General features: G+C 68.4%; 12 protein-coding genes. 4 read left to right on the top strand and 8 right to left on the bottom strand.

Annotated elements, in window-relative coordinates; all coding sequences use genetic code 11:
* Window positions 1–5: 5 nt before the first annotated feature.
* The 3 genes from DDE10_RS10735 to DDE10_RS10725 form a co-directional block, all read right to left on the bottom strand.
* Window positions 6–677 (bottom strand): Fe2+-dependent dioxygenase, encoded by a 672-nt coding sequence (locus tag DDE10_RS10735; protein ID WP_114952778.1) that lies wholly within the window; start codon window positions 675–677, stop codon window positions 6–8.
* Window positions 674–1,735 (bottom strand): hypothetical protein, encoded by a 1,062-nt coding sequence (locus DDE10_RS10730; protein WP_114952777.1) that lies wholly within the window; start codon window positions 1,733–1,735, stop codon window positions 674–676. Before DDE10_RS10730 ends, DDE10_RS10735 begins: the two co-directional genes overlap by 4 nt.
* A gap of 62 nt (window positions 1,736–1,797) precedes the next feature.
* Window positions 1,798–2,469: a YiaD family glycine zipper/OmpA-like lipoprotein gene (locus DDE10_RS10725; protein WP_114952776.1), complete on the bottom strand. Its 672-nt coding sequence runs from the start codon at window positions 2,467–2,469 to the stop codon at window positions 1,798–1,800.
* A gap of 157 nt (window positions 2,470–2,626) precedes the next feature.
* On the opposite strand from DDE10_RS10725, the gene DDE10_RS10720 reads away from it, so the two are divergent.
* Window positions 2,627–3,958 (top strand): hemolysin family protein, encoded by a 1,332-nt coding sequence (locus tag DDE10_RS10720; protein ID WP_114952775.1) that lies wholly within the window; start codon window positions 2,627–2,629, stop codon window positions 3,956–3,958.
* 7 nt (window positions 3,959–3,965) lie between these two features.
* On the opposite strand, the gene DDE10_RS10715 is transcribed toward DDE10_RS10720, so the two are convergent.
* From DDE10_RS10715 to purD, 4 genes are all read right to left on the bottom strand, one after another.
* On the bottom strand, window positions 3,966–4,484 hold the full coding sequence (locus tag DDE10_RS10715) for a helix-hairpin-helix domain-containing protein (protein ID WP_114952774.1): 519 nt from the start codon (window positions 4,482–4,484) through the stop codon (window positions 3,966–3,968).
* On the bottom strand, window positions 4,481–4,609 hold the full coding sequence (locus DDE10_RS23795; protein ID WP_284734585.1) for a hypothetical protein: 129 nt from the start codon (window positions 4,607–4,609) through the stop codon (window positions 4,481–4,483). The genes DDE10_RS10715 and DDE10_RS23795 overlap by 4 nt, the downstream gene beginning before the upstream one ends.
* Window positions 4,610–4,622: 13 nt before the next feature.
* Entirely contained in the window at window positions 4,623–5,054 is a 432-nt protein-coding gene (locus DDE10_RS10710; RefSeq protein ID WP_114952773.1) for a hypothetical protein, read from the bottom strand.
* A gap of 125 nt (window positions 5,055–5,179) precedes the next feature.
* Window positions 5,180–6,463 carry a phosphoribosylamine--glycine ligase gene (gene purD / locus DDE10_RS10705; protein WP_114952772.1) on the bottom strand — a complete coding sequence of 428 codons (1,284 nt, stop codon included), beginning with the start codon at window positions 6,461–6,463 and terminating at the stop codon, window positions 5,180–5,182.
* Here purD and xseA point away from each other — a divergent pair.
* Both xseA and DDE10_RS10695 read left to right on the top strand, forming a co-directional pair.
* Complete coding sequence (xseA, locus tag DDE10_RS10700; protein WP_114952771.1) at window positions 6,462–7,838, top strand: exodeoxyribonuclease VII large subunit; 1,377 nt, start codon at window positions 6,462–6,464, stop codon at window positions 7,836–7,838. The two genes, purD and xseA, sit on opposite strands and share 2 nt — an antisense overlap.
* Window positions 7,839–7,887: 49 nt before the next feature.
* The gene (locus DDE10_RS10695) at window positions 7,888–8,088 is read left to right on the top strand and encodes a DUF2093 domain-containing protein (RefSeq protein ID WP_114952770.1); all 201 of its coding nucleotides are present in this window, start codon (window positions 7,888–7,890) and stop codon (window positions 8,086–8,088) included.
* Between the two features lie 34 nt (window positions 8,089–8,122).
* On the opposite strand, the gene DDE10_RS10690 is transcribed toward DDE10_RS10695, so the two are convergent.
* Window positions 8,123–8,665: a hypothetical protein gene (locus tag DDE10_RS10690; RefSeq protein ID WP_114952769.1), complete on the bottom strand. Its 543-nt coding sequence runs from the start codon at window positions 8,663–8,665 to the stop codon at window positions 8,123–8,125.
* 232 nt (window positions 8,666–8,897) lie between these two features.
* Here DDE10_RS10690 and DDE10_RS10685 point away from each other — a divergent pair, with 232 nt between their 5' ends.
* Window positions 8,898–11,984 (top strand): TonB-dependent receptor domain-containing protein, encoded by a 3,087-nt coding sequence (locus tag DDE10_RS10685; protein ID WP_284734584.1) that lies wholly within the window; start codon window positions 8,898–8,900, stop codon window positions 11,982–11,984.
* Window positions 11,985–12,028 lie beyond the last annotated feature (44 nt).

The following is a 12,028-nucleotide window of genomic DNA, read 5'->3' as shown; positions in this document are numbered from 1 at the left end:
TGCCGTCACGGGCGGTCGCCCCAATGCCGCAACAGCTTCGCCTGGATGAGCTGCATTCGGGTGAAATTCTCCGGTGCCATGCGCAGCCCCTCGAGCGCGGCGATCTCGTTCAGCTCGTAGAGCAGCTCGCGCCTCCAGGGATCGGCGATCCGGCTCTGGATGAAGGTGATGGCGACGAACCGCTCCCCCTGGGTGACCGGCTCGACCTCGTGCATCGTGTCCGAGGGATAGACGATCGCCGATCCGGGCGCGCCGCGGAAGCGCAGGTCACGGGTGCCGAGCTGGATTCGGAGCGCGCCGCCCTCGTAGCTTGCGGGATCATTGAGGAAGATCGTGCAGCTGAGATCGGAGCGAAGGCTCATATTGCCGAGCTGGAGATAGGCGGCATCGGCGTGCGCCCCGTAGCGCATGCTCGGCGTATAGCGGGTCATGAGCGGCGGCAGCGCCGCGACCGGGAAGGCGAAATTGCGGAAATCCTCATGGCCGAACATCGCCTGCATCAGGATCTGGGACGATTTCTGATAGGCCGCCTCGTCATGCAGCTGCAGGTTCTGCTTCACCTTCGAGTGCGGATTGCTGATCCGGCCGTCGACGAATTTCGCCGTGCTCGCGATCCGCGTCAGCTCGTCGACCTGGGCGGAGGTGAGAAGGTCGGAAATTTCCTTGAAGAGCGTCATGTGCGGGTCCGTCGAATCGCCTGGGCGACCGCAGGATAGCGGCCCGCCAGTTCCTCCAGCCAGCGCAGCGCGCCGGAAATGGCGGTACCATGCTCGCGGCGCGACTGCGCCAGTATCTCGCGGCGCATGCCCGGCGTGAACTCATATTCGAGCGCCTTCGAGTAACGCCGCATCAGGGGCCCTTCGACGAGGCGGCGCGCGCCGGTCTGATCGAGCTCGATTCCGAAATGGGCCGCAATCGCCCCGAGATGCGCCGTCGGCTCCTCGAGGAAACGGTCGAAATCGAACCAGAGTACCGCGTCGGGTTCAAGCCCCGCGGAATTCGCGGTCAGCGACGTGGCCTCGCAGGCCCAGGCGAGCGCCGCGCGGCGCGCCTCGTCCATGGCCGCAAGGTCGACCGACAGGCCCGCGCAGCGAGTCTGCAGCCGCGCCAGCCGCGAGGGTCCCAATATCGCCAGCGTCTGGCGCGAATTGGGCCCGGCGAGGATATTCTCGATATAATGGTCGGGCGTGGCGAACAGGAACAGCGCGCGGGAGCCGGCGGGGATCATTCGCGCGGCGATCTCGCTGGTGAAGCTGGTCGCCTTGACTATCGCTCGCTGCTCGCTCCGGAACGTCCGCGAGAGCAGCGCACGGGCGGCGCCGACCCTCGCCTCGGCCTCGTCCTCGGGCCAGGGACTCGCCGGCGGCAACGGCCCCAGCATCTCGGCGAAGCTGCGAAGCAGCAGCGGCTCGCGCAGTGCGAAGACGCTGTCGAGCTCGCCCAGCAGGCGCGAGATCAAAGTCGACCCGACATTGCCGATATGGAAGATGAACTGCGCATCGCGGCGCCAGTCCGGCGCCACCGCGCTGGCCACGTCCGTCCAGTTGGCGGCGGTCATCCGGGCGCCCGGCGCCACGGCCCGCTGGTCGAGGAAGCTGGCCCGGCGATAATCCGCCTCGCTCATCTCGAGCAGCACGATCCGGTCGCTCGTCGGATCGAACTGATGGACGAGTTGATCCGGTGCCGGGCCGATCAGCGGGGCGGTAGGATCGGGATCGGGTGAAGCGGGAGGCACCGCCCGCTCATGCGAGCAGGCGGTGCGTCATTTCAAGCCGGTTCAGGCTCGATCCGGCTGCGTCAGCCCTGCTGCTCGACCGGAACGATGCGAATTTCCACCCGCCGATTGGCGGAGCGGCCCTGTTCGGTGCTGTTGTCCGCGATCGGCTGGCTCTCGCCGAAGCCGCGCGTGGCGATGCGGACTCGTTGGACTCCGCGCGTGCCCAGATAGGCCGCGACCGATTCGGCGCGGTTTTCCGAGAGCGTCTGGTTGTAGGCGTCGCTGCCGGTGCTGTCGGTATGGCCGTATACGTCGATCATCGTCTGCGGATAGGCGCTCAGCGTCTGCGCGATCTGATCGAGCGTCGGCCGGAATTGCGGCTGGATGTCGTAGCGGTCGAAGGCGAAGGTGATGCCCGACGGCATGGTCAGCACGAGCTCGTCGCCCTGACGCTCGACCTCGACGCCGGTGCCCGCCGTCTGCCGCCGCAATTCCTGCTCCTGGCGATCCATGTAGGCACCGACCGCGCCGCCGGCCAGGGCGCCGATGCCGGTGCCGACGATCCGCTCGGTGCGGTCGCTCCGCCCGCCGACCAGATCGCCGAGCAGATAGCCGCCGACCGCACCGACCCCGGCGCCGATCGCCGCCCTCGAGATGCGGCGCTCGCCGGTATTCGGGTCGGTGATGCAGGCCGCGGTGGTCGTGGCGAGCGCGGCGGCCAGCAGGGCGGTGACGCGTTTGGACACAGGCATGGAAGCAGTCCTTTCGATGGGGAAAACGGGATGGGGCACGCCCATTCGGAAGCCTCAACCCGGCGCTCGCGGCGATTGTTCCGGCCCTGGCGTGCCGGCACGGACGAGGAAGCAGTTGTCGGGGCGGCGGGATAGCGGCTAGGAAGCGTGCGCCGCCATGCCCGCGCCCATCCCCCTGCAACCCTTTCCCTGGCTCGACGTCGCCATCATCCTGTTCCTGGTGGCGCTCAACGGCGTCTTTGCCATGTCGGAGCTGGCGATCGTCTCGTCGCGGCGGCCGCGGCTGCGTGCGCTCGCCAAGACCGGGAGGCGCGGCGCCCAGTGCGCGCTCGATCTCGGCGCCGATCCGGGCCGCTTCCTGTCGACGGTACAGATCGGCATCACCCTGATCGGGATCCTCGCCGGCGCCTATTCCGGTGCCAGTCTCGGCGGCCCGGTCGGGCAAAGGCTCGGCTTCCTGGGTCTTGCCCCGGACACTGCCGAGACGGTGGGCTTCGCCATCGTCATCATCCTGACAACCTATGCCTCGCTCGTCATCGGCGAGCTGGTTCCCAAGCAATTCGCGCTGCGTTCGCCCGAGCCGATTGCGGCGACCGTCGCGGTGCCGATGCTGTGGCTGTCAAAGGCGACGGCCCCGTTCGTGTGGCTGCTCGATCGCACCAGCGCCCTGATCTTCCGCCTGCTCGGCCTCAAGCGCGAATCGAGCGACCATGTGACCGCGGAGGACCTCCAGCTCGTCGTCGCCGAGGCGACGACCGCCGGCGTGCTCGAGGAAAGCGAGCGCGCGATCATCTCCGGGGTCGTCCGGCTCGCCGACCGGCCGACCCGCGAGGTGATGACGCCGCGCACCGAGGTGGACTGGATCGATGCCGATGCCGATCCGGCGACCATCCGACAGGCTCTGCTCGACACGCCGCACAGCCGGCTGCCGGTCGCGGAGGGCTCGGTCGACCGCCTCGTCGGCGTCGTCCAGGCTCGGGACGTCGTCCGCGCCGTCATCGATGGTCGGCCCCTCGACTTGCGCGAGCTCGTGCGCCCGGCGCTCGTCGTGCCGGACCAGATGGACGCGATGAACACGCTCAACGTGCTTCGCGAATCGGAAGTGCCGATGGTCTTCGTCCACGACGAATATGGTCATTTCGAGGGGATCGTCACGCCGGCGGACCTGATGACCGCCCTCGCCGGCGAGTTCGCGTCGGACAAGGATCTCGACACGGATCCGCCGCTGGTGGAACGCGACGACGGCACCTGGTGGGTATCCGGATCGGCCTCGGCCGACCTGCTCTCGGACCGCCTGTGCATCAAGCTCCCCGAGGAGCGTGACTATGCGACCGTCGCCGGCTTCGCCCTCTCGGTGCTCAAGCATCTGCCCGAGGTCGGCGAACGCTTCGCCTTCGACGGCTGGCGTTTCGAGATCGTGGACATGGACGGGCGCAAGATCGACAAGCTTCTCGCCAGCGAGATCGCCGCCGGCCGGCGCGGCGTCTGAAGGCGGTTCAGCCGCCGAGCTTGCCGAACCTTTCCTCGAAGCCATCGACATCGCCGCGGGCGAGATAGTCGGCCTGTTCCCGCACCCGGTCGCGGGCGAGGCGGCCGCGAAAGGCGCCGAGCCTGTCGTCGAGCATCGCGACCTCATTGTCGCTCAATGAAGCCAGCTGGTCGAAACGGACGATGCCCTGCTGGCCGAGCATGGCGGCGAATTTGGGCCCGACGCCCTTCAGGCGCTGGAGGTCGTCGGCGGGTCCGGCCGACGCGTTGAGCTCGCGATGGGCATCCACGCCGAGCACTTCGCCGGCGACGTCGGTGGTCGCTGCCGCCACCTCGTCGGTCACCCAGTCGCCTTCCTCTCCCTTCGCCTTCACGTAAGGGCGGTCGCGGCTGGCCACGTAGGTCTCGGCCTGCTGCGGCGGCTCGCGCTCGATCCGCTGGCGGCGCGGCCGCATCATCAGGAAGCCGAGGATCAGTACCGCCAGGACGGCGATGATGATGATGATCGTGGTGGTGTCGAAGGTCATGGTGAGCTCTTGTCCCTCTCGTCTTCCTGGTGGGGGCGCCGGCGGAACATCCAGCGGCCCGTGGCGATGCCGATCAGCAGGGCGGCGGCGAGCACCGGCCAGTGGAACTGGAGCAGACTCAGCATCCGGACGTCCGACTCACAGATAGCCCTCGCGGCGCGGCCGGAACAGCCTCCAGCCGAGAAGGAGGCCGAGGCCGAAGAAGACAAGCACCAACGCCTCGGTCTCGAGCAGAAGGGGCAGCGCCCAGCCACGGTCGCCGCGTCCGTCCGCCCAGCCGATCGCGCCCAGTCCGCTCAGGCCGAGGATTCGATCGTTGAGACCCGGAAAATAGCCGGTGCCTTCCCGCTGGAAATCGTCGGCCGGCCCCGAAAGAAGAGCACGCCGCGCCAGCGGATTCCTTTGCAGTCGCGCCTCCACTCCGGGGATCTCTGCCTCGCGCACCACGGCGAGCGCCTGCGCTTCCAGGCGATCGACGAAGGCTTCGCCCCGGCCGACCGGACCATGGGCGATCCATCCGGCGAGGAGCGCCGCGGCGATCCCGATCAGCAGTCTGGCGAATAGAGGCATCACTCTCCCTGCCGGCTCAGCCTGTCCTTAGGGTCCGGACCCATGACCGGCAATGGGCGACCCGGTCGAGGCGGGGCCGTTGCCGGTGATCGGCCTGGATTCGAATCCCTCCCCCGCAGGACGCCTCAGCCCTGTCTCCGGATCCGCGCGATTTCGCGCCAGCCGATGTCCCGGCGGCTGAAACCGGTGGGGAAGTCGACGGCGTCGACGGCACGATAGGCGGTGCGCTGGGCCTCCAGCACCGTGCTGCCGAGCGCGGTGACGTTGAGCACGCGGCCGCCGGCGGCGACCAGCCGCCCGTCCTCGACCCGGGTGCCCGCGTGGAAGACGAACGCGCCTTCGGCCATCCCACGGTCGATCCCTTCGATTGCGCCGCCCTTGGCAGGCGTGCCCGGATAGCCTTGCGCCGCCATCACGACGGTGAGCGCGGCGGCATCCGAGAAACGGACGGACCCGGCATCGGCGAGCTCTCCCTTCGCGGCGGCGAGCATGAGCGCGAGCAGGTCGCTTTCGAGCCGCATCATCAGCACCTGGCACTCGGGGTCACCGAAGCGGACATTATACTCCACCAGCTTCGGCCCCTCGGTGGTGAGCATGAGCCCGGCATAGAGGATGCCGGAATAAGGCGTTCCGTCCTGCGCGAGCGCCCGCACGGTCGGCAGCAGGATCTCGTCCATCGCTCGCCGCTCGAGCTCGGGCGTGAAGATGGAGGCGGGGCTGTAGGCGCCCATGCCGCCGGTATTGGGACCGGTATCGCCGTCGCCGACCCGCTTGTGGTCCTGCGCCGATCCGAACGGGAGCACGGTCTCGCCGTCGACGAGGGCGAAGAAGCTCACTTCCTCGCCCTCCATAAATTCTTCGATCACCAAAGCCTCGCCGGCCGCGCCGAAGCCGCCATCGAACATCAGGTCGAGCGCCTCGGCCGCTTCCTCGGGCGAGGCGGCGATGACCACGCCCTTGCCGGCGGCGAGACCGTCGGCCTTGATCACCGCCGGGAAGCCGAAATCCTCGAGCGCCGCCTCGGCCGCCAGCCGGTCCGAAGCGCGGGCGTAACGCGCGGTCGGGATCGATGCGCGCGTGCACAATTCCTTGGTGAACCCCTTCGAGCCTTCGAGCTGGGCGGCGATTCGACTGGGTCCGAACACGAGCAGCCCCATCGCCCGCAGATTGTCGGCAAGGCCGTCGACCAGGGGCGCTTCCGGCCCGACCACGACCAGGCCGATCGAATGGCGGCGGCAGAAGTCGATGACGGCGCGATGGTCCGCGGGATCCAGCGGCGCCAGCTCCGCCAGCTCGGCTATTCCCGGATTTCCAGGGGCGGCATGGAGTTTGCCCATCAGCGGCGATTGCGCGAGCTTCCAGGCGAGCGCATGCTCGCGCCCGCCCGAACCGATGAGCAACACATTCATGAACGAAGACTCTCCCACTGACCCGGGGCTCCTAGCAACCGATGCGCCGGGCGACAACGCGCCCGCCTTCAGCGTCTCCGAGCTCTCCTCCGCCCTCAAGCGCACGGTCGAGGGAGCGTTCGATCATGTCCGCGTCCGCGGCGAGATTTCGGGATTCAAGCGTCACGGGTCTGGTCACTGCTACTTCACCCTGAAGGACGAGAATGCCTGCATCGACGCGGTGATCTGGCGCGGCAATGCCGCCGCCCTGCGCTTTCGGCCGGAGGACGGCGCCGAGGTGGTGGCGACGGGGAAGCTCACCACCTATCCCGCGCGCTCGCGCTACCAGATCGTCGTCGAGCGGCTCGAGCTGGCCGGCCAGGGCGCTTTGATGGCGCTGCTCGACCGCCGCCGTCGCCAGCTCGCCGCCGAGGGCCTTTTCGACGCCGCCCGCAAGCGGCCGCTTCCCTTCGCGCCCCAGGTGATCGGCGTGGTGACGTCGCCGACCGGCGCGGTCATCCGCGACATCCTTCACCGCCTCGAGGATCGCTTCCCCTGCCACGTCATCCTGTGGCCGGTTCCGGTGCAGGGCGAGGGCGCCGCGGCGCGGATCGCCGCCGCCGTCGCGGGCTTCAATGCGCTGCCGGCGGAGGGGCCGGTCCGAACGCCCGATCTGCTCATCGTCGCTCGCGGCGGCGGCTCGATCGAGGATCTCTGGGCGTTCAACGAGGAGGAGGTCGTTCGTGCCGTCGCCGCCTCGGCGATCCCGGTCATTTCCGCCGTCGGGCACGAGACCGATACCTCCTTGTGCGATTTCGCCGCCGACATGCGGGCGCCGACTCCGACCGCGGCGGCGGAGCTGGCGGTGCCGGTGCGGCGCGAATTGATCGGCCAGGTGCGAGACCTCGCCGTTCGCGCCGGGCGCTGCGCCCAGCGTTACGCCGACCGCGCCGACGAGCAGCTCCGGACCTGCCTTCGCCAATGGCCGCAGCGGGAGGACCTGCTGGCGCCGCAGCAGCAGCGCCTCGACGATCTCGCGGAGCGTCTGCCGCGCGCGCTGAAGGGACGGCTGGACCGCGCCCGCGGCGAGCTCGGCCATGCCGGTGGCGCCTTGCGGCCGGGTCTGCTGGCCGCGGCCCATCGACGCGCCCGGGAGCGGCTCGAGGCGCTGTGGAGGGTGGCCCAGCTCGCCCATCCGAACCGGCCGCTCGAGCGCGGCTATGCCCGGGTCGAGGATCGGACCGGCCAGACGCTCATCACTGCGGACGCGGCGCGGCAGGCCCGGCTGCTGCGCTTGGTCTTCAGCGACGGCGCCGTCGAGGTCGCCACCGGGGACGGCGGCGGACCGCGCCGCGGCCCCCCGCGCCCTCCGCCGCAACAGCCCAAGCTGCTGTGATTGAAGGGCGCGGCGCATCGTCCTACATGGCGGTGAGGATGACGATACGATGCTGATGTCGAACAAGGGCCGGGTCGCCAGGCTCCATTATCTGCCCGGGACCTTTCGCGTGCTGGTGCCGGGGGACCATGTCGTCTGCGCGGTCACCCATGCGCCGATCCCGCTCGCCGATCTGCGCTACTGGAGCGTCGATCGGCAGGAGGCCTATGTCTCCGCCGAGGCTTCGCTGAAGGCCGAGCGCAAGGATTGAGGCGACAGGGCCCGGGGCCGTGTCCCGCCTCTGCCTACATTTGTCGGCGAACGCGGATGCCGGGCTGGTTGTTCACCCGCATCATATAGCTGCCCAGCGCGCCGCGATTGACGCGGACCGGCTGGCCCTGGCGTGGCCGCAGCGCCAGCATGTTGTCGTCGACCTGCGCCCAGATGCTGCCGTCCTCTAGGGTCACTACCCAGCGGCCGCTGCCGTCCTGCCGGGCCGAGACGACCTGGCTGTCGATCGAGGCGACCTCCTCCTCATCCTCCTCGTCCGCATTGCCGCCGAAGATCGGCAGCCGCGGCAAGGCGAGGCCGAACAGCCGGCGCCGGCTTTCACGCACCTGGGCGCGGTCGACGACGACCACGTCGCGCCGTTCCGTCGCTGCCTGAAGGTTCGCGGCCGCTTCGTCGAAGCAGCGCAGCCGCGCCGCGTCCTCGGTCACCGCGCGGCAGCTGACGAGCGCCTCGAACAGTTCGGGCCGCCGCGGCGGCTCCTCGCTCTGTTGTGCGGCGAGGGCGACGGCAGGGACGGCGGCCGCAGCTGCGGCGACGGAGAGAATGAGGCGCTTCATGTTGTGATCCCCGGCAACTTCCGGCCGACTATTGCGGTCGCCCGGAGGGAATCGCAAGCTTTGCGGCAGGGACGCACTATTGTGACAAATATGCCACGCCCGCCGAAAATGGGGGGCCAAGTCCCTGGCGGGGAATTGCGTCCGATTCGTTTCATCCCGTAAACAGGCCCACGTTAACGCCTGCGCCAGGCCGGCGATACACATGGCCGTGCGCCACTCAAAGGGGATGACAATGAGGACGAAGACTCGCTTTACGAGCAACCTGCTTGCGACCACGATCTTCTGTGGTGCAGTCAGCGTCGCCGCGCCGGCTTGGGCGCAGGAAGAAGACACGCTGCCCCAGTCCGGTCCGGTGGAAGCGACTTCCCAGGAGACCGCGCAGCAGGGTGAGCAGGCGATCGTCATCACCGGCTCGCGCATTCCGCAGCCCAACCTGACCGCCACCAGCCCGGTCACTGTCCTCAACAGCCAGGAAGTCCGCCTCCAGGGCACGACGCGGACCGAAGACCTGATCAACTCGCTGCCGCAATCCTTCGGCGAGCAGGGCGGCAACCTCGCCAACGGCGCGACCGGCACCGCCACGGTCAACCTGCGCGGCCTCGGCTCGAAGCGCACCCTGGTCCTGATCAACGGCCGCCGGCTCGTCCCGGGCGACCCCACCGTTCCGGTTCCGGACATCAACGTGATCCCGACCTCGATCGTCGAGCGGGTCGACGTGCTGACCGGCGGCGCCTCCTCGGTCTACGGTTCGGACGCCGTCGCCGGCGTCGTCAATTTCGTGATGGACACCGACTTCGAGGGCTTCCGTCTCGACGCCCAGTACAGCTTCTACCAGCACGACAATGACGACAGCCGCGATCTCAACCAGGCGCTCGACCGCCGCGGATTCGGCTATCCGACGGGCAGCGTCGCCGACGGCGGCACGTTCGACATTTCCGTCGCCATGGGCGCGGGCTTCGACGACGGCCGCGGCCATGTCGTCGCTTATGCCGGCTACCGCAAGATCGATCCGGTCCTCCAGGGCCGCCGCGACTACAGCGCCTGCGCCTCCCAGGCGCGTCAGCCGACCGCGGCCAACCCCACCGTCCTCGACTGCGGCGGTTCGGCCACCTCGGCGAACGGCACGATCTTCAACTGGGCGTCCGACACGCTCCAGATCGGTCCGAACCGGACGCTGATCCCGGGCTTCACGCCGTACAACTTCGCGCCGACCAACTACTTCCAGCGCCCCGACGAGCGCTACACGCTCGGCGCGTTCGCGAACTACGAGATCAGCCCGGCTCTGCAGCCCTATCTCGAAGTCATGTTCATGGACGACCGGACCCGCGCGCAGATCGCCGCCTCCGGTAACTTCGGCAACACGCTGTCGCTCAACTGCGACAATCCCCTGCTCTCGGCTCAGCAGCTGGCCATCATCTGCGCCCCCGAGAATCTCGTCACCACCGTCAACGAGACCGGTTTCCCGCTGGTCGAGGAAGGCGAGGCTCCGCAGGATTTCATCGATCCGACGACCGGCGCCGTCTACAATCGCGGCTTCGCCCAGTTCCTGCGCCGCAACGTCGAGGGCGGCGGCCGTGTCGCCGACCTCCAGCACACCAACTACCGCATCGTCGGCGGCATGCGCGGCGATCTCGACGATGTCTGGTCGTACGACGCTTATTACAGCTTCGCGCAGACCAATTATGCGCTCACCTACGAGAACGATTTCTCGGTCACCCGCCTGACCCGTGCGCTCGACGTCGTCACCGATCCTGCGACGGGCAATGCGGTTTGCCGCACGCGTCTCGCCGGAACCGACCTCGCCTGCGTCCCCTACGACATCTTCGCAACGGGGCAGGTGACTCCGGAAGCGCTCGCCTATCTGCAGACCCCTGGCTTCCAGCGTGGCACCAACCAGCAGACGGTCGCCAGCGCGTCGCTGACCGGCAATCTCGGCCAGTGGGGCGTGCAGCTTCCGTGGGCGAGCGACGGCCTCGGCATCGCGCTCGGCCTGGAGTATCGCAAGGAGAGCCTCGATCTGCAGACGGATCAGGCGTTCCAGCTGCTGCCGTCGAGCGATCTCGCCGGCCAGGGTGCGCCGACGCTGCCGGTCAACGGCAGCTACGACGTCCGCGAGGCCTTCGCAGAGGTTCGCATCCCGATCGTCGAAGACAGCTTCATCTACAACTTCTCGATCGAGGCGGGCTATCGCTACTCCGACTACGATCTGGGAACGCGCAGCGTCAGCACCGACACGTACAAGGTCGGCATCGATCTGTCGCCGATCCGGGACATCCGCTTCCGCGGCACCTACAACCGCGCCGTCCGCGCGCCGAACATCCAGGAGCTGTTCGCGCCGCAGGTGGTCGTCCTCAACGGCAATGGCGATCCCTGCGCGGGTTCCGATCCGGACTTCAGCCTCGCGCAGTGCCAGGCGCAGGGCGTCACCGCTGCTCAATATGGCGGAATCGCCGGCAACCCGGCGGGCCAGTATAATGGTCTGATCGGCGGCTCGCAGGATCTGACGCCGGAAGTCGCCGACACCTGGACGGTGGGCGTCGTCTTCCAGCCGAGCTTCCTGCCGCGCTTTGCCCTCACCGTCGACTGGTTCGACATCCAGATCGACAACGCGATCCAGCAGATTGGCCAGGACACCATCCTGGACGTCTGCGGCGCCACGCTCGATCCGGAATTCTGCGGCCTCATCAACCGCGATCCGACCGGGTCGCTGTGGCGGACCGCCGAGGGCTATGTCGAGGATCGGGTCCGCAACATCGGCGGCTTCTCGACCCGCGGCATCGACGTCAGCGCCAGCTACCAGCACGAGATCGGCTCGTTCGGAAGCCTGAGCTTCAACATGAACGGCACCTGGCTCGATCGCCTGGAGTTCGACACCGGCATCTCGCCGGTCTACGATTGCGCCGGACTCTACGGTCTCGTCTGCCTCACGCCGAGCCCCGAGTGGCGGCACAAGGCGCGCCTCACCTGGAGCCATCCGGACGGCTACGGCCTGTCCTTCCAGTGGCGCTACTTCGGCGGCGTGACCCTGGATCGGGCCAGCGACGATCCGGAGCTGCAGGGCGCCTTCTCGCCCGTCAACGAGCGGATCTCGTCGCAGAGCTACTTCGATCTCGTGCTCACCTCGCGGGTCGGCGATAACTTCAACTTCCGTCTCGGCGTCAACAACCTGCTGGACAAGGCGCCGCCGATCATCGGCGCCAACGGCTCCAGCGCGGTCATCAACGCCTGCACCGGCGTGTTCTGCTCGGGCAACACCTTCCCGAACGTCTACGACGCGCTGGGCCGGTACATCTTCGCGGGCGTCACCCTCGACTTCTAAGTCGCGGGAGACACCTCGAAAAACTCGATGGCGGGCCGTTTCGG

The sequence above is a fragment of the Sphingosinicella terrae genome, from assembly GCF_003347635.1.
Taxonomy (GTDB): Bacteria; Pseudomonadota; Alphaproteobacteria; order Sphingomonadales; family Sphingomonadaceae; genus Allosphingosinicella; species Allosphingosinicella terrae.
This window is presented reverse-complemented; position numbering and strand designations above follow the sequence as displayed.